This window comes from Sphingomonas sp. IW22, from assembly GCF_041321155.1.
GTDB lineage: Bacteria > Pseudomonadota > Alphaproteobacteria > Sphingomonadales > Sphingomonadaceae > Sphingomonas.
Genome location: NZ_JBGGWB010000001.1, coordinates 278806 through 300725 on the forward strand (window position 1 = coordinate 278806; position 21920 = coordinate 300725).

Here is a 21920-nt window from a genome sequence, read left to right on the forward strand (position 1 = left end):
ATGTTAGAAATACGTAAATTTGGTTCAAAATGGATGTTTCAGTCGCGCTTTCCTTCGATCGCCTGACGCACTTTCACCGAAAGGGTGGCAAGGCGATAGGGCTTGCTGAGCAAATAGACGCCCGGATCGAGCCGTCCGTGATGCACGATCGCGTTTTCGGTGTAGCCAGACGTGAACAGCACCGGGATTTGCGGCGACAATTCGCGCACCGCTTCGGCCAGCTGGCGCCCGTTGATGCCGCCGGGCATGACCACGTCCGTGAACAACAGATCGAAATCACGGTCGAGGCGGAAGATTTCCAGCGCCTGTACGCCGTTTTCGGCCACCACCACCCGGTATCCCAGCCCGACCAGCTGGTTGGCCACGTGACGGCGGACCATGTCGTCGTCTTCAACCACCAGCAGTCGTTCGGTGCCCCTCCGCAATTCGCGGTCGGCATAAAGCTGGGGCGGCGTGCCCGTATCGCTGCCCATATGGCGCGGCAAATAGATGCGGATCGTGGTGCCGTTGTCGATCTCTGAGTAGACCTTGATGTGGCCGCCGGTCTGCTTGATGAAGCCATGGACCATGCTAAGGCCAAGGCCGCTATTCTCGCCGCCCAGCTTGGTGCTGAAAAACGGTTCGAACGCATGTTCGACCACTTCGGGTGGCATGCCGGTGCCGGTGTCCGACACCGCGATCATCACATAGGGTCCAACCGTCACATCGTTGTGAGCGGCAGCATAGGCAGCGTCGAGTCGACTGTTCGCGACCTCGATCGTCAACTTGCCGCCATCGGGCATGGCGTCGCGCGCGTTGATCGCAAGGTTCAGGATCGCGCTTTCCAGCTGGGCCGGATCCACCAGCGCATTCCACGCCCCCGCGTCGGTGACGAATTCGACATCGATGCTGGGCGTCATGGTCTTGCGCAGCAGATTGTTCATCTCGCGCACCAGCTGCGCGGGATTGACCACGCGTGGTTCCAGCGGCTGTCGGCGGGCAAAGGCAAGCAGCTGTGACGTCAGGTCGGCACCACGTGCGGCCGCCGAGAGGTTCAGCTCGGCCAGCTCGCACAGGTCGCTCGACGGATCCAGTTCGTCCAGCAACCCTTCGCTGTTGCCGATAATAACGGTCAACAGGTTGTTGAAATCGTGCGCGATTCCGCCGGTCAGCTTGCCAACCGCCTCAAGCCGCTGCGACTGGTGCAGGCGCCGCTCCATCAGCAGGGATCCGGTGATGTCGACCAGGCTGCCGACCAATCGGTGCCCGTCGCTCCCATCGCTTTGCAACGCTTCCGCGACCAGTTCGAAACTGCGATCTCCCAGCCCCATTGACGCAGCACCATCGAACCGGATGGATGCGGCGCCGATGACGCCGTTCATCTCTTCCAGAAACGCAGCCAGCCGCGGCTCATCATCGGCTTCGGCCAGCTTTGACAGTTCCGACAGGGTCTTTGGCAACCGGTCGCTCGCGATCGACAGCAGGCGGCTGGAGTAATCGGACCACCACAGGGTGCCGCTCTCAAAGCCATATTCCCAGTTGCACATGCCGATCCGTTCCTGCGCGGAAAGCAGGCGGCGCTCGTTGGCGGCAATCGTCTGGGCGGCCTTGACCGCTGCGGTCACTTCGCGCGCCTCGAATATCAGATAGCTCAGATCGCCATTCTGCACGACGGGCCGGATCACGCACTCCAGGATGCGCTCAAGGCTGTGTCGGGTCCGATAGCTGAACTGGAAACTCACCGGCTGTTCGGTACGCAGCGCCTGATCGATCGACTGATCCAGGGTCTCGGCAGCCCTGCGCCCGGCCGGATCGTTCAATGTCAGGTCGCTGATTCGGCAGCCGATGAGGTCCTTGAAATCGACGCCCACTTCACGCCCGAACCGGTCATTGGCCATCTGGATCCGGCCATGCGCATCAAGGGTGGCCATCAACTGGAACTGTTGATCGAATACCTGCTGAAAACGACGTTCGCTTTCCTGCAGTTCGTGCACAAAGCGTTCGCGGGTGGTGACATCGGTGGCGATCAGCAATCGACGCATGCCATGGGGGCCAGGCACCGTTTGCCCCATTATCTGCATGACGATTTCGTCGCCGTTTTTGTGGCATTGGCGCCAGATCAGCTCCGAATGCGTTTCGCCCTTGCGCAGCGCGGCCCGAACCATTTCAAGGCGCGGCCGCTCTTCGGGGGCATATAGCGCGTCGACGCGCATGTTCTGCAGTTCTTCCAGGGTATAGCCGTAGCAAGAGATGGCCGCCCGGTTTGCGAGTTCGATCCTGCCGCTGTCCAAATGAGTCAGGATGATCGGCAGGGGCGAAGCGTCGAACAGTTCACGGTAACGGGTCGCATTTTCGCGCGCCTCCCCCTCGGCTTCCTGGCACGCCCTGCCCAGCAACGAGGACAGCAGGATGCCCAAGCCGACCAGAAGCAGCGCGCCCGCCATGCTCCAGTTCAACAGCGCCTGACGGCGTGCGGCCGCGTTCGAACGATCGGCAAGCAGCCGCTCCTCGATTGCGCGCATGGCCGAGAGATGCGATCGGATCGCGTCCTGTGCACGCTTGCCTTCGCCCTGCGCGATCAGTCGCCGGGCTGCATCGAGACCGAGCCTGCTGCGAACGTCCAGCACGTTGGCGTTCAGCTCCAGGCGCCTGACAATCAGCGATTTCAGCCGGTCGACGTTCAGCTGCTGGCTGGCATTATCCTGGGTCAATCGGCGAAGGCCGTTCAATTGCCCACGTAGCCGCGCGGGCGTCCCGGCAAATGGCCCGAGAAAACTCGTGCTGCCGGTGATCACATAACCGCGTTGCGCGGTTTCAACGTCGTTCGCGCTCGCCTGAATATCCGACAGCGCGGCAATCACTTCGTTGCTGTGCGCGACCATGTTCAGCCGCTCGCCCAGCCCCGACGTCAGGACCAGCGAAATCCAGACGAGAATCGCCCACAGGATCGCCAGCCCACCGGTCAGCAACCGCCAGTTACGCGCGCGCACCCCTTCGAACGCCGGAAACACTCGCAACAATGAAACCCCCATCACGCCCCGTGACACACGCCATAGCCGGATCGCACGTCCGTCGAAAGCAGGGCGTGCTGTCTGGCACCGCAAAACTACCACCCTGACCTTAGCTCAATGGTAAGGTTTCAGAAACCATAACGATTGTCGTCGCTTGATAAGGGCAAACCGGGCCGCCCTGCCCGGCGCCCGAAAGCGTCAGACACGGGATCGCGGTCGGTCCCGTTGTGCATCGGGTGCAAGCGCCAGTTGCGTATCCGCGACTAGCCGCCGGACGATAGTGCACCGGGCGGCGGCCACTCCTTTCCCGCCTCAACCAGGAGTGGCCGCCGCTTTCGATTTTGACACAATGATAACGATGGAAATGGTAAATTTCCGCGTTATCAAGCGGCCGGGGACGAGAGGCCAAACAGATGAAACGAATGTTGCTGGACGACACGGCGCGGAATGCGATTCTGGGCCAGATGCGCGAAGGTGTTATCGTTGCCGGGCGCGACGGCGAACTGCTTTTTGTCAATGAAGCGGCGAGCGAAGTGCATGGTGCGTCTGTGCTGGGCACCATGCCCGAAGATTATGCCAGGGAATATAATCTGTTCGCTGTCGACGGATCGCCGCTCGCGCCCGAAGAAATGCCGCTGACCCGCGCGGTTCGATACGGCGAAACCACGGAGAATTTCCGCTGGCGTGTTCGTCATCCCGACGGGCACGAAGTATTGGCGATCGGTTCGGCAAAGCCGGTGTACGATTGCAACGGGGTGCAACTTGGCGCGGTTCTAACGCTGCGCGACGATACCGAACGCTATGCGCTTGAGCAGCGACTTATTGAGATAAATCGCGATCTGGAGGCGCGGGTAAAGGCAGCAGCAGACGAAGCAGTCCGCGTCGAGGGTGAACTGCACCAGATGCAGCGCCTGGACGCCATCGGCCGCCTGACCGGCGGTGTGGCGCATGAAATCAACAATGTGCTGACGATCGTCATGGCATGCCTTGAGGAAGTGCAGGCCAATTGCCCGGCCAGCCCGGCCATCACCGCCGTGATCGAGGATGCGCTGAACGCCAGTGAACGCGGCGCGCGACTGCCCAAACAATTGCTGTCCTATGCCCGGCGCCAGCCGCTTGAGCCCCGCGCGGTCAATCTGGACGCGATCCTTGAGGATGTCCCCCGCCTGATCGCGCCGCTTGGACGTCCGGACATCACGCTGGAAATTCCGCTGTCCGGGGTTGAGGGCCGACCCTTTGCCGATCCCAACCAGCTTGAGGATGCTGTCGTCAATCTGGTCCTGAATGCCATCGACGCCATGCCCTATGGCGGCCATTTGAGCCTGTCGACCGAGTTGCTGACGCTTCAGGAACCGCAGGACGACCTGAAACCCGGAAGCTATGTGGCGCTGACCGTTCGCGACACCGGCGTGGGCATGGAACGCGACGTGCTGGCGCGCGCGACCGAACCCTTTTTCACGACGCGCGGCGCTGGCAACGCCCGCGGGCTGGGTCTGAGCGTCGTCGACGGGTTTGCACGTCAATCCGGCGGCACGTTGCTGCTGCGGTCCGAACCCGATGAGGGGACCGAGGCACGTCTGATCCTGCCGCTTGATCGGCGTCAAAGCGCGATCAAAAGCGTCGCCAGTGCCGGTTCGGGCGCCGAACAACTCCACGTTCTGCTGGTCGAGGACGATCCGCAGGTCCTTCGCTCCGCCACCCGTCGGATCGAGCGCATGGGATATCGTGTCACCGCCGCCGGCAGTGCCGACGGGGCGCTTGCCTGCCTGAAGACCACGCCGGGCATCGACATCGTGTTTTCCGATGTGATGATGCGCGGCCGCCCGGACGGACTTCGCCTTGCGGAAGCGACGCGGACCACCTTCCCTTCGCTGCCGATCCTGCTGACATCGGGACATATCGGCGTGGTTGATGGCAAGCCGCTGCCGGCTGGCGTCCGCTTCCTGCCCAAACCCTATCGCAACCACGAACTTCAACGCGCGCTGCGAAACGCATTTGAGGGTTGAGGGCCGATACGCGGAAAACTACCGGGAAAGCGTTTAGGCCTCTTTAACCGTGTCTCAGCATAGCCTTTGGCTGGCCAGAATACGGTCCGAAAGAGGTCGCCTAAATGTATATCGCCCCTCGTCTGCGCATCTTTGCTGCGTCGATGATCGTTGCCTTGTTGCCGACCACGGTGGCCATCGTCGCCGTGAGTCAGAACGCGAATGAATTTCTGCTCCAGATGGATCAGCGCCAGGCGCTGCTGGACGCCGCCGTATCGGTCGAACGCGCGGTGATCGACACTGAAACGGCGCAGCGCGGCTTCCTGCTGAGCGGCGTGTCCGTCTACAAGGTCGAATATCATCAGGCGGAGACGCGCGCCGCGCAGGCGCTGAAACGACTGAGTGTGCTTGCTCGCGACGTGCCTGAAGAGTCGGAGCGGGTAATTGCTGTCATTCGCCCCGCCCGATCGGAACTGGCGCTGCTCGACCAGCTGGACGTCAAGGGTCGCGACGCCGCCATGGATATCGTGCGCAACCAGGCTGCACGCTTCGAAGCGCAACAATTGCGTCAGGCGGTTCAGGCGCTGTCGGTATCGCTCGACCGCGGGTTCGAGGAAGGCGCACAGGACGTTCGGTTCCTGCTGTCGCTTGGCCGCTGGCTGGCGATTGCCGGGGTGATCATCGGCATGGCTGCGGTGCTGATCGCCATCACGATGCTGGGCCGCTATTTGCGCCATTCGGTCGGCGCGATCCTGGGCGCGATGCGGCGCTCCGACGAATCCGGGGTACCCGACGAAGTCACCGCGCGTCTGGCGGGCGAATTCCGCGAGGTCGGCGAAACCTACAACCAGATGTGCGTTCGAATGCGGCAGGAGATCGAACGCCGGGATGAGGCAGAGACCCGCATCGCCGAACTGCTGAACCGCAGTGGTGAGGCGCTGGCCCATCGCCGCCGCGTCAGCGAAATCCTCGCCCGCATCGCCAATCGCCTGCCCGCCTGTCTGGACCAGCAGGAACTGGTGTCGCTTGCGTCGCGCTTCATTCCGCAACTGTTCGATATTCGCGGCGGCGCGTTGTATTTCCAGAATAACTCCGCGACCGTGCTGACGCGCGTGGCGTCGTGGGGCGACTGCACCAGCAGCCAGCCCGAATTCGCGCCCACCAAATGCTGGGCGCTGCGCCGCGGGCAGCAGCATCAGGTTGCTGATGTTTCGACCGACGTGACTTGCGGCCATTTGTCGTGCGACGATCTGGACGGTTATGTCTGCATGCCGCTGATCGCGCAGGGCGATACGGTCGGCCTGCTCTACCTTGAAGCACCGGCGGGCGATCAGGCGGTGGATAACAGCCAGGCGCTGGAAGACATGCGCGTGCTGTGCGAAAATCTTGCATTGGCGCTGGTCAATTTGCGGCTGCGCGAAAGCCTGCGCCACCAATCGCTGCGCGATCCGCTGACCGGGCTTCACAACCGTCGTTACCTTGAAGAAACGATCGATCTGGAATTTGCTAAGAGCCGCCGTCATCGCACGCCGGTGAGCGTCATTCTGGCCGACATTGATCATTTCAAGCACATCAACGACACGCACGGGCATGATACGGGCGACATCGTGCTGCGAAAGGTTGCATCGACGATGGGCGCACATGTTCGCAAGGGCGACGTCGCCTGCCGCTATGGCGGTGAGGAATTCCTTATCCTCCTGCCCGGTCTTGAGCATGGCGAGGCGGTGGAGCGCGCCGAACTGCTGCGCGAACAGATCCGTGCTTTGTCGGTCCGCGCCGGCGATGCCGATGTGGGCCAGATCACCGCGTCGTTCGGTGTGGCGACCTTTACCGGGGGCGACGAAACGCCAGCCGACATCGTGCGCAACGCCGACCACCTGCTTTACGAGGCAAAGGCCGCCGGGCGCGACCGCGTTCATCCGCGCAAGCCGCTGGCAGTCGTGGAGGCAGCCGAAGCGGCCTGACCGCGGGATACCGTAAAAATCCCGTAAGGGACCTCATGTGAACGAAAAATTACGGCCCCGTTCGTTTCGGACCTGATAAGCACAGCGCGGTCATCATCACCCCCACAGATTGCTGATACAGCATGATGAGGGGTGATGATGATCGACGTCCGCAAGCTGAACGACGAATTGCCTGAACATCGGCGGGAACGCCGCTTCGCTCAGTCGACGCGGGTGTTGACCATCGACTATGAAGGTCGGACCTATCCGCTGGTCCTCTGCAATATCTCGCGTCGTGGCCTGGCGGGGCGATGCACGGTAAAGCTGGAAACCGGCGCGTCGGTCGTGGTCAATTTCGAAGATGGGACCAAGGTCGCGGGGCGCGTGCAATGGACGCGCGACGCGCTGAACGGTTTCAGCCTTGTCGAAGCGCTTCCCCATAACCTGATCGCCCAATCGGTCCGCGTTGAGCGTGCCCGCCCCCGCCGCATCGCGGTCAGCCGCCCGGCGGTCCTGCATTTTCGTAACGCCGTTCGCCGCGCGATCATCCGCAATGTCTCGATCGGCGGCATGCTGGTCGAGACGGTGGGCCGCTTGCGCCCCGGTCAGATGGTGCATATCGAAGCCGGCGAATATCGCGGCGTCGGCGAAATCCGCTGGTCTGAGGGCAGCCGTGCGGGCATCCAGCTGGTCGACCCATTGTGCCTTGAGCATTTTGAGCAGGCCAGCGTGATGCGCGCGCCCGGCCGCTGGGCCAGCGAACCGACGGCACCACGAATTCACACCTGACAGGGCCTTGAGGGCACCGTGTACATCAATCTTGCAAAAGATCTCGATCCGTCCAGCGCGGTCCGTACATGGCGGTGGACATTGCATGCCGCGGACGGGCGCGCGATCGCCTATGCGACGGGCTTCTCCAGTCGCGCCGCCGCGCGCCGCGCTGCGCCTGCGCGCTCCATCCCGATATTCACCGCCCCTGCCGTCGCCTGCCCCGCCTGATTTAACGCCACCCATTTTGGTGCAGTAACGCACACACTTTGCGCCTGCGGATTCTATCCTATAGAATGGCGCGATGCGAAACGACATGAACATGCGGCAGGGATATGGCGCAACGCCGACGCTTGCCGACGGCGTGGCCCCGCGCTCGCGCAGTGCCCGCCCGGCTGCGGCGCCGACCATGGTGCAGCAGGCCTATGACCATCTGCTGACCGCCCTTATGACGCTTCAGATCGCACCGGGTGAACGGATCGCCATCGATCAGGTGGCCCGGCGGCTGAACATTTCCCAAACGCCGATTCGCGAGGCGTTGAGCCAGTTGGAGGCGGAAAAACTCGTCTTCAAAATGCCGAATGTCGGCTATCGGGCAAGCCCCCAGATGTCGCGTGACGAGGTCCGCGACCTTTATACGCTGCGCCAACTGATCGAACCCTATGCCGCGGCGCGCGCGGCTGAAGCGATGACGGTCGATTCGGTTGAGGTGCTGAAGGCCATCGACCATGACATGTCGAATATCGTGGCTGGCGACGCGAGCGCCTATTCCCGTTTTGCAGAGGCCGATGACCGGCTGCACCGCCTGATCGCGACGTTGAGCGGCAACCGGTTGATCGCCGACACGATCGAGCGACTGCACGCGCATCTTCACATCTTCCGCGCGCTCTACAGCACCAACGCGCCGACCGAGGCGGCAGCGGAGCATCGCGCGATCATCGACGCACTTGTCGCCCGCGACGGCGAAGCGGCGGCGAATGCCGTTCGCGTCCACCTGGAAGCATCGCAACAGCGTATGGACCGCGTCCTTTCCACCGGCGGTCAGGCTTCGGCCTGACCGGTTTTCCCAACTGAACTTCGCTTGACAGCCCGACGCGAGCCGCTTACCCAAATCATATAGGATAGGAAAAAGCCGGAGAGGGCGATGCGGGGATTTGGTCGGCCCATTTTGGGTTTCGCGGCGCCAATGGTGTCGATGTTAGCGCTCGCGCCGATGGGTGCAACCGCGCATGCGGAAACGGTCGTTCTGGAACACGTCACGTTGATCGACGGCACTGGAAAGGCGCCGCAACGTGATCAATCGGTGCTGATCGTCGATGGTCGCATCAAGCAGGTTGGTCCCGCTGCTCGTGTCCGGGCGCCCAATGGCGCCACCCGACAGGATCTTCGGGGCAAATATCTGATGCCCGGCATCATCGATTCGCACGTTCACCTTGGCCTGGTGGACGGCATCGACCAAAATTACACCGAATATTACGACCGCCAGAATATCGAGCAGCAGCTAAAGCTGTACGCGGCTTACGGCGTGACTTCCGTTTACACGCTCGGCACCGATGGCGACGAAATTCACAACGTCATTGCGGATCAGCGCCGGACAGGGCGGATCGATATGGCCCGCGCGTTCACCGCCGGTCGCGGCGTCGTCTACAAGGGCAGCTATGGTGGTGTCCCCGGTTTGGACCAGCAGGTTTCGACCCCGGCGGAGACGCAGGCAATGGTCCGCCGCGAAGTGGCCAAGGGTGACGACTTCGTAAAGCTGTGGATGGACGACGAGTTCGGCGACATCGCCGAACGCATGCCCTATTCGATCAGCAAGGCAGCGATCGATACCGCGCATTCTGTCGGCAAAAAGGCCGTTGCGCATATCTTCTACCAGGAGAACGCCGCCGCGCTGGTGGATCAGGGTGTCGACGGGTTCATGCATCAGGTGCGCGACGGGGCCCTGAACCCGGCGCTTGCGACAAAGATGAAGGCGGGCGACGTCTGGCAAATTGCATCGACACTCAGCCGTGAGGCGTCCTTCACCTACAAGCTGCTGCCGTTCGTCGATGATCCCTTTTTCTCGCGTGGGGTTGCGCCCGCCACCATTGCGGCGCTGAAAAGCCCGGAGCGGCAACAGCGCCTCGCCTCCGGTCCGCACTTCGCGAAATATCCCGGCGTTCTGGCGCAGGCGATGGCCAATTTCGGCGCCATGGCCAAGGCGGGCGTCAAATATGGCATGGGTACCGACAGCGGCCCGACCGCGCGCTTCCCGGGCTATTTCGCGCATTGGGAACTTGAGCTGATGGTCAAGTCGGGCGTCACGCCGCTTCAGGCGCTTACCGCTGCGACCGGCACCAATGCCAAGTTCCTGAACGCGCGCGATATCGGCACGGTTGAGGCGGGCAAATGGGCCGACCTGCTGGTCCTTGATCGCGACCCGACCGCCGACATCCGCAACACGCGGTCGATCAACACCGTCTATGTCGCCGGCCGCAAGATGCCGACGATCTGGCAGACCTGTGTCGGCCGCGCTCCCGATGCGTGCGGTCCCGCTCCGAAATGAGCGATCGCGCCCTTTCCCCGGAAGCGACCGTCAGGCGGGCTGGCACCCGGCCAACCCGGACGCGGCATACCGTCCTGTGGCTGACGGTTCTCGCTTATCTGATCACCTATATGGACCGGGTGGTCATCGCGACCGCCGCGCCGTCGATCCAGCAGGAGTTCGGCTTCTCGCTGGTGACGATGGGGTGGATCTTCGCCTCGTTCCAGATCGCCTACGCCCTGTTCCAGATTCCGGGCGGCTGGCTCGGCGATCGGTTCGGCCCGCGCCGGGCGCTGAGCGGCGTGGTGCTTTGGTGGTCGAGTTTTACTGCGGCCACGGCGATGACCTGGTCCGCCGGTTCGATGATGGTCTGCCGATTCCTGTTCGGCATGGGCGAAGCCGGCGCGTTCCCGATCGCCACCCGGTCCCTGTCGCGGTGGATGCTGCCGTCCGAACGCGGTTGGGCACAGGGGCTGACCCACGCCGGTGCCCGGCTGGGCGGCGCTGTGACGCCGGTGTTCGTTGCGTGGCTGATTGTCGCGTTCGGCTGGCGCATGCCGTTCATGTTGTTCGCGGTGGTCGGCCTTGGCTGGGCGGCGCTGTGGTTCTGGTTCTACCGCGACACCCCGCGCGAGCATCGTTCGGTCAATGCAGCCGAACTGGAGATGATCGAAGGGTCGCTTGGCGCCGGTCGCGCGCGCGCCAAGGTGCCATGGCGGGTCTTGCTGTCGCAGCCTCAGCTGTGGACGCTGTCGGCGATGTATTTCTGCTACGCTTACTGCATCAACATCTTCCTGACCTGGTTTCCCAAATATCTGCACGACGCGCGCGGTTTCGACATCGCCATGATGGGCCTGTTTGCAAGCATGCCGTTGATGGCCGGTGTGTTGGGCGATCTTGCGGGCGGATGGTTTTCGGACCGGATGGTCAAGCGCGGTGCCGGGCTGAAAATGGGCCGTCGGCTGGTGGCGATCGTGGGTTTCCTGATTGCAGCGGGGATGATCCCGTTGGCGGCCGCGCTGGCTGACCCGGTGCCCAGCATCCTGTGCTTCTGTGTGGCGCTGTTCGGGCTGGAACTGACGGTCGGGGTTTCCTGGGCCGTGACGCTGGACATTGGCGGCGAATATGCCGGCTCGGTATCGGCCGTGATGAATACGTTGGGCAATATCGGCGCGGCGATCGCGGCGGCAGTCACCGGCTATATCGTCGCGGCAAGCGGCTGGTTCGCGGCGTTCGCGGTGCTCGCGGTGCTGTGCCTGATCGCAGCGGCGCTGTTCTTTCGCATCGATGCTTCACGGCCCCTTCATGTGGAAAATGAAAGTGTTCCGGTATGAGTGAGCGGACAACCACTGACCGGCGCACCCTGCTGAAACTCGCAGGCCTGGGTGTGGGCGCGGCAGCGGTACCGGGCGCCGTCGTGGCGCAGCAAACCGATCCGGTGCCACAGCCGGGCGCTGCGCCGGTTCCCGCTCCCCCTTCCCCGCCGTCGGGTCATGACATGTCGGCACATGCTGCCCCGGCGCCGACGGGTGTGGCACCGCCGGCAGGTTATATCTTCCTCGACTCCGACGAAGCCTCCTTCATCGAGGCGTTCGTCGACACGCTGATCCCGGCGGACGAGTTTTCGGCGAAGGGCACGGACCTGGGTGTCGCGGCCTTTATCGATCGCCAGCTCTATTCGGGCTGGGGCCGCGGCAACAACATGTACATGCAGGGTCCGTTTCGCGAAGGCACGCCCGAGCAGGGTTATCAACTGGCGCTGTCACCCGCCGATATCGTCCGGGTCGGGATTGCCGATGTGAACGCCTGGGTCCGCAAGGCGCATGAGGATAACAGTTTCGATACGATCGAAGACGCCGTGCGCGTCGACGTCGTCACACAGCTGGAAGCCGGCAAGATCGAATTGAAAGAGGTCCCGACGTCGGTCTTCTTCAACATGCTGTTCCAGCTGACGATGGACGGCTTCTTCTCCGACCCGGTCTATGGCGGCAACCGCGGTAAGGCGTCGTGGAAGCTGCTGGGCTATCCGGGCGTGGGCGAGATGTATTCCGACAAGATCGCCGAATGGCGAAACAAGCCGTTCCGCGTGGAGGAACCGCTCTCGATTCAGGATATGAGCTGATGGCTACCCGCCTCCCCCCCGTCGACGTCGTGATCGTCGGTTCCGGCTGGACCGGTGGCATCGCGGCCAAGGAACTCGCACCCACCGGCCTTAAGGTCGTGATGCTGGAACGTGGCAAGTTTCAGGACACGAGCCCTGATTTCCTGGCGCCGCAATCGCATGACGCGCTGAAATATTCACGGCGCCTGGAACTGGCGCAGGACCTGTCGAAAGAAACGATTACCTTCCGCAACGACATGAGCCAGACGGCGCTGCCGATGCGCCAATATGGCTTCTTCATCCCGGGATCGGGCTTGGGCGGTTCGGGGGCGCACTGGTCCGGCCTGACGTGGCGCTGGGGCGAGTGGGAGCATCGCATGCTCTCCGGCACGGTCGAGAAATATGGCAAGTCGATGGTCCCGGAGGACATGAACCTTCAGGACTGGCCGATCAGCTATAAGGACATCGAGCCTTATTACGACCGGTTCGAAAAGGTTTGCGGCGTGTCGGGCAAGGCCGGCAATCTGCGCGGCCGCATCCAGAAGGGCGGCAATCCGTTCGAGGCACCGCGCAGCAGCGAATATCCGCTGCCGCCGATGACGCCGTCGCAGAGCATGCTCATGTTCGAGGCGGCGACGAAGCGGCTGGGCTATAATCCCTTCCCCATTCCCGCATCCAATTGTTCGGACAATTACGTCAACCCGGACGGCATCGCGTTGGGCCAGTGCCATTATTGCGGCCACTGCACCAATTACGGGTGCGAGGCGAATGCCAAGGCCAGCCCGCATTTCACGATGATGCCGCTGGCGCGCGCCAACAAGGACTTCGAGCTTCGCACCAATGCGATGGTGCTGAAGGTCAATCTGGACAGCACCGGCAAACGCGCCACCGGCGTCACGTACGCCGATGCGCGCGGGCGTGAGTTCGAACAGCCCGCCGATCTGGTGATCCTCGGCGCGTTCGTAACCGGCAATGTGCAGTTGATGCTGCATTCGGGCATCGGCACCCCTTATGATCCAAAGACCAACAGCGGCGTGGTCGGGCGCAACTATGCCTATCAGAGCCTGGGCGGCGCGCGGGTCGAGATTGATCGTGATACCTATATGAACCCGTTCATGGGTTCGGGCGCGCTCGGAACCTGGATCGATGATTTCGCCAGCGACAATTTCGATTTCGCCAAGGCCGGTTTCATCGGCGGCGCCGGGATCAGCGCGGGCCAGAACAGCGGCGACCCGCTGACCTATCACCCCACATCGCCCGGCAAGCCGCGCTGGGGCGCGGGATGGAAGAAGGCGATGGCCGAAACCTATCAACACACGATGGGCGTCGGCTTTCAGGGCGCGGTAATGTCGTACCGCCAGAATTATCTGGACCTCGACCCGACCTATCGCGACGCATGGGGGCGGCCGCTGCTTCGCCTGACATTCGACTGGCAGGAAAATGAGCAGAAGGTGATGGCTGCGACCTTTGCCCGGTGCCAGCAGATCGCGGGTGAAATCAGCGGAAAGCGTCCGGCCGTCGCCTCCCCCGGCCGGGCGATGGCGGGCCGGCGGTTCTCATCGGTGCCGTACCAGACCTCTCACAATACCGGCGGCGCGGTATTCGGGAACGATCCGCGCACCAGTGCCGTCAACAAATACTGCCAGTCCTGGGATGTGCCCAACGTGTTCGTGCTCGGCGCCAGTGCGCTGCCCCAGAACGCGGCGCGCAACCCCACCGGGCCGGTCGGCGCGCTCGCCTTCTGGGCGGCCGACGCGATCGTGAACAAGTATCTGAAGCGCCCAGGGCGCCTCGTGTAACGAGTGGAGATTATCATGGTTCGAAGCTGGATTGCCGGAACCGGCCTTTTGATCGCAAGCATGGGCGCTGTGGCGGCATTCGCCGCCCCCCCGGCCCCGCCCCCGGGCGACGCGGCCAAGGGAAAGGCAACCTTTGCCCGTTGTGCCGCGTGCCATTCGCTGACGCCGGGCAAAAAGGGCATCGGCCCCAGCCTCGCAGGCGTCGTCGGGCGCAAGGCCGGTACGCTGGCGGGTTATCGCTACTCGCCCGCGATGACCAAGTCCGGCCTGACCTGGGATGAGGCGACCATCGCGCGCTTCATCGCCGGCCCGTCAAAGGTCGTGCCAGGCACCAAGATGATGGCCCCGCCGATTTCCAACCCCCAGGATCAGGCGAATGTGATCGCCTATCTCAAGACAGCGGACAGCAAGTGAGCGAAAACCCCATTCTTTTCGGCGCGGCGCGGCTGCCGCGTGCGATCCTGTTTGGCCGTGGGCAGCGCGGCGCGATCGGATCAACCAGCGCCCGTGTCGGTCGGCGCGCGCTGCTCGTCACTGACGAGCGGCAGGCCGCCCAGCCTGAATTTGCGGCCATCCTGGCCGACCTTCAGGCGCATGGCGTCGAAACGCAGGTCTTCGACGGGGTGATCCCCGACCTGCCGATCTCGGCGATCGACGCATGCGTTGCACCCGCGCGCGACTTTGCACCCGATGTCGTGATCGCCGTCGGCGGTGGCAGTGCGATGGACCTGGCCAAGGTGGCGGCCGTGCTGCTGACGCACGGGGGACAGGTCAGCGACTATTACGGTGAATTCGCGGTGCCCGGTCCCGTGCTACCGCTGATCGCGGTGCCGACGACCGCCGGAACGGGATCGGAAGTGACGCCGGTCGCGGTGATTTCAGACGAATCGCGCGGCACCAAGATCGGTATCGCCAGCCCCTATCTGATCCCACAGGTCGCGATCTGCGATCCCGAACTGACTGCAAGCTGCCCGCCCGGACTGACGGCAGTTTCCGGCGCCGATGCGCTGACCCACGCGATCGAATCCTTCACGACGGCGCGCCGTCCGGCCGACGCGATGCTGACCGAGGAACATGTGTTCATTGGCAAGAACGTACTGTCGGATCATTTTGCCAAGCTGGCCGTCGCCAACCTGTTCAAATATCTGGAGCGGGCATGGCGTGACGGCAGCGACATGGAAGCGCGGGAGGGCGTGATGCTCGCCTCCCTGACGGCGGGTTGCGCCTTTGGCACGGCGGGAACCGCCGCGGCCCATGCGCTGCAATATCCCATCGGCAACCTGACCCACACCGCGCACGGCGCAGGCGTCGCCGCACTGATGCCGTTTGTCATGCAGTATAACCGCCCTGCTTGTGCAGAAGCGTTTGCCGAGCTTGCGACGCTGATCGGCCTGCCCGATGGCAGCGTGGAAGAACGCTCCCAGGCCTTTATCGAAGCCGTGGCCGATCTGATGGCGGCGATCCGCATCCCAGCCTCGCTTGCCGAGCTTGGTTTGGCTGAGGATCAGCAGGAATATGTCGCCGAACATTCACTGAAATCGGCGCGACTGATCAAGAACAACCCCCGCCCGCTCGACCTCGACGCGATGCGGGCCATTACCCACGCCGCCTATTCGGGCGAACGCCAGCAACTCACCGCCATCTGACCGGGGCACGACCATGACCGCCAACAGCTTTCAACCGGCCGGACAGCCGGGACCCTTTGCGATTCCCACCGATCTTCTGGTCGGCGACCGCTGGATGCCATCCGCCTCCGGCAAGCGGATCGATGTCGTCAATCCCGGGTCGGGCGATGTGCTGACCGACATCGCCGATGCGGGCGTGGAGGAAGGGATCGCCGCCGTCGATGCCGCGCATGGCGCCGCCGCCGCATGGGCCGCGACCGCGCCGCGCAAGCGCGCGGAAATCCTGCTCGCCTGCTTCCACGCGATGATGGCCGAGCAGGAATGGCTGGCGCACCTGATCTCGCTGGAAAACGGCAAGGCGCTGACCGATGCGCGGGGCGAAGTCGCCTATGCCGCCGAGTTCTTTCGCTGGTATGCAGAGGAAGCGGTCCGCATCAACGGCGAACTGGGCCTGTCGCCATCGGGCGCGAACAAGATCATGGTTCAGTACCAGCCGATCGGCATCGCGCTGCTGATCACGCCGTGGAACTTCCCGGCCGCGATGGCCACCCGCAAGATCGCGCCTGCACTCGCGGCGGGCTGCACCTGCATCCTGAAACCGGCGGAGGAAACGCCGCTGACTGCGCTGGCCGTGGCAGAGATCATGCGCCGCGCGGGCGTGCCGGCGGGCGTCGTCAACGTCATCAACACCAGCGACCCCGGCCCGGTTTGCAGCGCCATGCTGCATGATCCGCGCGTGCGGAAATTGTCGTTCACCGGATCGACTGAGGTTGGCCGCATCCTGCTGTGCGAAGCGGCGGATCAGGTGATCAGTTCCTCGATGGAACTGGGTGGCAACGCTCCGTTCCTCGTCCTCGACGACGCCGATCTGGATGAGGCGATCGAGGGCGCGATGGTCGCCAAGATGCGCAACGCCGGTGAAGCCTGCACCGCCGCCAACCGCTTCTATGTCCAGCGCGGCATCCACGACGCCTTTGTTGCAAAGCTGTGCGAACGCATGGGCGCGCTGACCGTGGGTGACGGCACCGATGCCGCGACCCAGTGCGGCGCGATGATCAATCAGGATTCGATCGACAAGATCGAGCGGCTGGTGGCGGACGCCGTGGGGCGCGGCGCGGAGATCAAGCTTGGCGGCAAGACGATGGACCGGCCCGGCTTCTTCTATCCGCCGTCGGTGATCGGCAATGTACAGCCCGGTTCGGAAATCCTGGCAACCGAAGTGTTCGGGCCGGTCGCAGCGGTCATTCCGTTCGACGATGTGGAGCAGGCGGTCGAACTGGCCAACGCCACCGAATATGGCCTTGCCGCCTATGTCTATACCGGCGACCTGAAGCGCGGCTTGCAACTGGCCGAGCGGATCGAATGCGGCATGGTCGCGGTCAATCGCGGGCTGGTGTCGGACGCCGCCGCGCCGTTCGGCGGCATGAAGCAGAGCGGCCTGGGCCGCGAAGGCTCGCACCACGGGCTGCTGGAATATTGCGAGGCGAAATACATCGCTGTCAGCTGGTAGCGACAGGAGGGGCGCAGAGCCGAAAAACGGCCGCGCCGGTTTGGGAGAGGGTAAGAATATGGGCGATCTAACGCGGCGCAGGCTCCTGTGCGGGTCCGCGGCGGCAATCGCGACGGCGGGGCTTGCGCCTGTCCGCAGGGCATTTGCGGCAAAGGTCCCGCTGGGGGGCGAGGATACCAAATGGCGGCATTATGCCGCCGATCAGGCGAACACCCGCTATGCGCCCCTCGATCAGATCAATGGCGAAAACTTCAGCGACCTGATGGTGGCGTGGACGTTCAAGACCGACATACTTGGCCCGCGCAAGGAATATCAGTTCGAACCCACCCCCTTGTTGATCAAGGGCCGCCTGTTCCTGACCGCGGGGTCGCGGCGCGACTGCGTGTGTATCGACGCGGCCACGGGCGAATTGCTGTGGATGTACCGCCTGGACGAAGGGCAGCGGGCGCTCAACTCGCCGCGTCAGCTGTCAGGCCATGGCTGTTCATACTGGACCGACGGCAAGCAGGAACGCATCCTGTTCGTGACCATCGGCTATCAGCTCGTGTCCCTCGACGCCGCCACCGGACGGCCCGACCCGTCGTTCGGCACGAACGGCGTCGTCGATCTGAAGCGCGACTTCGATCAGGAACTTGACCCTGAAACCGCCGATGTCGGGCTGCACGCCACGCCCATGGTCGCACGCGATACAGTGGTCGTTGGCGCAGCGCACAGTGCGGGCGACGTGCCGCCGATCCGCCGCAATGTGAAGGGCTATGTCCGCGGGTTCGACGTCCGCACCGGCAAACGCAAATGGATCTTCCACACCATCCCGCAAAAGGGTGAGTTCGGTTACGACACCTGGCTGAACGGCGATGCCGACGAAGCGGGCAACGCGGGCGTCTGGGCCGAAATGTCGGCGGACGAGGAACTGGGTCTCGTTTATGTGCCCGTAGAGCTGCCCACCGGCGACGAAATGGGCATGTTCCGGCGCGGCAACGCGCTGTTCGGGGAATCGCTGGTCGCGCTGGACGTCGAAACGGGTGAGCGGCGCTGGCATTACCAGCTTGTCCATCACGGTTTGTGGGACCGCGACATTCCGTGCGCGCCGATCCTGTGCGACATTCCGGTCGACGGCAAAATCGTCAAGGCGCTGGCCCAGCCGACCAAGCAATGCTGGCTTTATGTCCTCGACCGCGCCACGGGCGAGCCGATCTGGCCGATCGAGGAAAAGCCGGTGGAGGCGGGCGACGTGCCGGGCGAATGGTATTCGCCGACCCAGCCCTTTCCGTCCAAGCCGCCCGCCTATGACGTGCAGGGCGTGACCATCGACGACCTGATCGACTTCACCCCCGAATTGCGGGCGGAGGCGATCGAGCTGGTCAAGCAGTACAAGATTGGCCCGCTTTACACCCCGCCCGTGCTGAGCAAGCCGGGTCGCTGGGGCACGATCACCCTGCCCGGTATTCAGGGCGGCACCAATTGGCCCGGCGGATGCTATGATCCGGAAACGCACACCGTCTTCGTCTATTCAAAGACGCAGCCGGGGCTGATCGGCATCATTCCCAACAGCAATCAGGATGTGTCCGAATTCCCGCACGTTCACGGCGTGCATGGCCGCGAACCGGGGCCGCAGCGGGCGATGGGCGCGGACCGCCCCGGCATGCCCCCCGGCCCGCCCCCAGCCGCCATCCGCGACGCGATGAAGCCGGGCGCAACGCCGCCGCCCGGATTCCTGTCGGTACAGGGCCTGCCGCTGATCAAGCCGCCTTATGGCCGCATCACCGCGATCGACCTGTCAAAGGGCGAGCATCGCTGGCAGATCGCGCATGGCGAAACGCCCGACAATGTCCGCAACCACCCGTTGCTGAAGGGCAAGAAGATTCCGCGCACCGGCCGCGCGGGCAATCTGGGTCCGCTGGCCACCAAGACGCTGGTGGTGTGCGGCGAAGCAGGCTTCTACACCAACGAATATGGCGTGCGCGGCGCGATGCTGCGCGCCTATGACAAGGCGAGCGGTGAGGAAAAGGGCGCCGTCTACATGCCCGCGCCGCAGACGGGGGCGCCCATGACCTATATGCTGGGTGGCCGCCAATATATCGTCGTGGCCGTCGGCGGCGGCAATTACAGCGCGGAACTGATCGCGTTCCGCCTACCGGGAGCAGCATGATGGCAGTACGCGGATCGACACTGGCACTTGCCGTTTCGACGGTCTGTCTGGCGGGCGCGGTGTTGGCGCAGCAACCGGCCACCAACGTCTGGTCGGGCGTCTATACCAAGGAACAGGCGGCGCGTGGGCGCGAAGCCTATGCCATGCAATGTGCCGCGTGCCATGGTGAAACCCTGGCGGGCATAGACGTGGCGCCTGCGCTGGTGGGCGGGCCTTTCCTGAACACCTGGGGCGGCACCTCGGCGGGCGACCTGCACGAACGTATCCAGCAGACCATGCCGCTGAACGCGCCGGGTAGCTTGGGCGGGCGCACGGTGGCCGATATCGAGGCCTATATCTTCGAAGCGAACGGCATGCCTGCCGGCGAACTGGCGCTGCCGCCCAATGCGGCTTGGATGCAGAATATGCGGATCACTACGCAAAAGCCGGAGGGCTGACGCCCCCGGCCCGTTGCATCAGCGCCCCTGCCAGTCGGGAACCCGCTTGGTCTTCGCGAGGAAGTCGGCGACGCCGCGCTGGAAATCGGCGCTGCCATAGACCTGAGAGATCAGCGCCTCGATCTGGGGCAGATCGTCGAAGGTCATGCGCCGGATCGTTTCCTTGGTCGTGCGTGTGGTCAGCGGCGCATTTTCCGCCGCCCTGGCGCAAAGCGCCGCCAGTTCGGCGTCCATCGCATCACGCTCCACCAGCTTGAGCAGAAAACCGCTGGCCAGCAACTGGTCAGCCGTCAGCATTTCGCCCAGCAACACCATGCGCTTTGCGAACTGAACGCCGACGGCGCCGCCCACCCGCGCGACGCTGGCCGCCGACAGGCAGTTGCCGATCGTGCGACCGATCGGCGAGCCGAACTTGGCGTCCGGCGTGGCAATTCGGAAGTCGCAGGCGGAGGCAATGTTGATGCCCCCGCCCACGGCCCATCCTTCGACTGCCGCAATGGTGGTGCAGGGAATGGCGTCGACCGCCGCCATGCACTCATCAATGCCGCGCTCATAATCGACGCCCTGTTGGCCGGTCGTGTAATCGGCGAATTTCGAGATGTCGGTCCCTGAAATAAACGCCTTGCCGCCCACCCCGCGAAAGGTGACGACCCGGATCGACGGGTCGGCGGCAAAGCCACGCGCCGCGTCGCGCAGGTCCAGCCACATCTGGCTGGTCAGCGCGTTGTGCGCGGCCGGGTTGTTGAAGCGGACATGCGCGGCGGGGCCGTCGCGGGTGACGTCAATGCTGGGGCCGCTCATTCCGCCGCCTCATCGCGCGGGGCCAGCAGACCCTTCTCGACCAGTTCGGCGCGCAGTTCGTCGCCATGTTCGTTCAGCAGCGGCGGCGGCAGGCGCACTTCCTGCGGCGTGCCGCGCATCTTTACGGGGAAGCCCAGCGCCTTGAACTCACCTTCGACCGGGTGCGGCACCATCTGAACCATGTCGCGCGCGATCGCCTGTTCGCTTTCCACCGCTTCGCCATAATCGAGAATGGGCGCGGCAGGCACGCCAGCAGCCAGCAGCGCGTCGATCCATTCCTGCTTGGTACGCGTGGCAAAGGTCGGCGCCAGATCGTCGATCAGCACCTGGCGGTTATGCACGCGCGCGGCGTTGGTCGAATAACGCTCGTCCTCCTGCAACTCCGGTCGCCCGATCACATTCAGGAAGGTCAGCCACAGCCCCTGATTCGCGGCACCGATCACGAACCAGCCGTCGGATGCCTTCACCGCCTGATACGGGGCTGACATGCGATTGGCCGATCCGATCGGCGTAGGCGCCTTGCCCGTGCCCCACAATTCGGTGGTTTCCCAGATCGACAGGCCCATCGCCGCTTCCAGCAGCGACGCGTCGATATACTGGCCCTTGCCGCTGGTCTGGCGCCCGATAATCGCGCTGAGGATCGCATAGGCGCTGAACAGGCCCGCGCCCAGATCGGCTACCGCGATCGAATTCTTCGCCGGTTCCATGCCCGGAAAACCGTTGGAGCTGAGAATGCCCGACATCGCCTGCGCGATCAGGTCGAAGCCAGGGCGCTGCGCCCACGGCCCTGTCTGGCCGAAGCCGGAAATGCTGGCATAGACCAGCCGCGGATTGATCGCGGCCAGCGTATCGTAATCGATGCCCAGCCGCGCCGCCACGCCGGGACGGGCGTTTTCGACCAGAATGTCAGCGGTCTTGACCAGCGCATACAGCACTTCGCGATCCGCATCGTCCTTGAGATTCAAGGTGATGCTGCGCTTGTTGCGGTTCAGCGCCAGGAAGCCGGGGCTATCCTCACCCTTCAGGCGAAAGCCCATTGAATGGCGCGTCGAGTCGCCCGTCTTTGGCGGTTCGATCTTGATGACGTCGGCGCCCATGTCGCCCAGCAGCATGCAACAGAACGGTCCCGCCATGACTTGCGAGATATCGAGCACGCGCAGGCCCGCGAGCGGCAGATTTGACATGAGCACCCCTCCTGAAATTCGATCTCGGCATAGCCGATGGATCATATTGTATATGATTTATAGCCGGTCTATCGTCCGGCGCAACGCGATTTGCCGGTTCGGGG

16 protein-coding genes are annotated in these 21920 nt (G+C 63.7%); 13 read left to right on the forward strand and 3 right to left on the reverse strand.

Features of this window, described 5'->3' with window-relative positions; genetic code table 11:
- Nucleotides 1–38: 38 nt before the first annotated feature.
- Complete coding sequence (locus ACAX61_RS01390) at nt 39–2990, reverse strand: CHASE3 domain-containing protein (protein ID WP_370714869.1); 2952 nt, start codon at nt 2988–2990, stop codon at nt 39–41.
- Between the two features lie 413 nt (nt 2991–3403).
- Between ACAX61_RS01390 and ACAX61_RS01395 the strand changes: the two genes are divergently transcribed.
- The 13 genes from ACAX61_RS01395 to ACAX61_RS01455 all read left to right on the forward strand — a co-directional run bounded on the left by ACAX61_RS01395 (nt 3404) and on the right by ACAX61_RS01455 (nt 19831).
- Complete coding sequence (locus ACAX61_RS01395) at nt 3404–4996, forward strand: hybrid sensor histidine kinase/response regulator (protein ID WP_370713043.1); 1593 nt, start codon at nt 3404–3406, stop codon at nt 4994–4996.
- 104 nt (nt 4997–5100) lie between these two features.
- The gene (locus ACAX61_RS01400; protein WP_370713044.1) at nt 5101–6939 is read left to right on the forward strand and encodes a diguanylate cyclase; all 1839 of its coding nucleotides are present in this window, start codon (nt 5101–5103) and stop codon (nt 6937–6939) included.
- A gap of 135 nt (nt 6940–7074) precedes the next feature.
- Complete coding sequence (locus ACAX61_RS01405) at nt 7075–7707, forward strand: PilZ domain-containing protein (RefSeq protein ID WP_370713045.1); 633 nt, start codon at nt 7075–7077, stop codon at nt 7705–7707.
- 283 nt (nt 7708–7990) lie between these two features.
- Nucleotides 7991–8743 (forward strand): GntR family transcriptional regulator, encoded by a 753-nt coding sequence (locus tag ACAX61_RS01410; protein ID WP_370713046.1) that lies wholly within the window; start codon nt 7991–7993, stop codon nt 8741–8743.
- Nucleotides 8744–8899: 156 nt separating this feature from the next.
- Nucleotides 8900–10231 carry an amidohydrolase family protein gene (locus tag ACAX61_RS01415; protein WP_370713047.1) on the forward strand — a complete coding sequence of 444 codons (1332 nt, stop codon included), beginning with the start codon at nt 8900–8902 and terminating at the stop codon, nt 10229–10231.
- Nucleotides 10228–11544: an MFS transporter gene (locus ACAX61_RS01420; RefSeq protein ID WP_370713048.1), complete on the forward strand. Its 1317-nt coding sequence runs from the start codon at nt 10228–10230 to the stop codon at nt 11542–11544. The genes ACAX61_RS01415 and ACAX61_RS01420 overlap by 4 nt, the downstream gene beginning before the upstream one ends.
- Nucleotides 11541–12332 carry a gluconate 2-dehydrogenase subunit 3 family protein gene (locus tag ACAX61_RS01425; RefSeq protein ID WP_370713049.1) on the forward strand — a complete coding sequence of 264 codons (792 nt, stop codon included), beginning with the start codon at nt 11541–11543 and terminating at the stop codon, nt 12330–12332. The genes ACAX61_RS01420 and ACAX61_RS01425 overlap by 4 nt, the downstream gene beginning before the upstream one ends.
- Nucleotides 12332–14110 carry a GMC family oxidoreductase gene (locus tag ACAX61_RS01430; protein WP_370713050.1) on the forward strand — a complete coding sequence of 593 codons (1779 nt, stop codon included), beginning with the start codon at nt 12332–12334 and terminating at the stop codon, nt 14108–14110. The genes ACAX61_RS01425 and ACAX61_RS01430 overlap by 1 nt, the downstream gene beginning before the upstream one ends.
- Before the next feature lie 15 nt (nt 14111–14125).
- Complete coding sequence (locus tag ACAX61_RS01435; RefSeq protein WP_370713051.1) at nt 14126–14524, forward strand: c-type cytochrome; 399 nt, start codon at nt 14126–14128, stop codon at nt 14522–14524.
- Nucleotides 14521–15756 (forward strand): iron-containing alcohol dehydrogenase, encoded by a 1236-nt coding sequence (locus ACAX61_RS01440; RefSeq protein ID WP_370713052.1) that lies wholly within the window; start codon nt 14521–14523, stop codon nt 15754–15756. The genes ACAX61_RS01435 and ACAX61_RS01440 overlap by 4 nt, the downstream gene beginning before the upstream one ends.
- A 13-nt stretch (nt 15757–15769) precedes the next feature.
- Nucleotides 15770–17245, forward strand: coding sequence for an NAD-dependent succinate-semialdehyde dehydrogenase (locus tag ACAX61_RS01445; RefSeq protein WP_370713053.1), 1476 nt, complete (start codon nt 15770–15772; stop codon nt 17243–17245).
- A 58-nt stretch (nt 17246–17303) separates the two neighbouring features.
- A complete protein-coding gene (locus tag ACAX61_RS01450) occupies nt 17304–19394 on the forward strand; it encodes a BamB-related PQQ repeat family beta-propellar protein (protein WP_370713054.1) in 2091 nt (696 codons plus the stop codon).
- Entirely contained in the window at nt 19391–19831 is a 441-nt protein-coding gene (locus ACAX61_RS01455; protein ID WP_370713055.1) for a c-type cytochrome, read from the forward strand. The genes ACAX61_RS01450 and ACAX61_RS01455 overlap by 4 nt, the downstream gene beginning before the upstream one ends.
- Nucleotides 19832–19849: 18 nt before the next feature.
- Here ACAX61_RS01455 and ACAX61_RS01460 read toward each other — a convergent pair whose 3' ends face one another.
- Together ACAX61_RS01460 and ACAX61_RS01465 are read right to left on the reverse strand one after the other, a co-directional pair.
- Nucleotides 19850–20632, reverse strand: coding sequence for an enoyl-CoA hydratase (locus tag ACAX61_RS01460; RefSeq protein ID WP_370713056.1), 783 nt, complete (start codon nt 20630–20632; stop codon nt 19850–19852).
- The gene (locus ACAX61_RS01465; protein ID WP_370713057.1) at nt 20629–21816 is read right to left on the reverse strand and encodes a CaiB/BaiF CoA transferase family protein; all 1188 of its coding nucleotides are present in this window, start codon (nt 21814–21816) and stop codon (nt 20629–20631) included. Before ACAX61_RS01465 ends, ACAX61_RS01460 begins: the two co-directional genes overlap by 4 nt.
- Nucleotides 21817–21920: the final 104 nt, after the last annotated feature.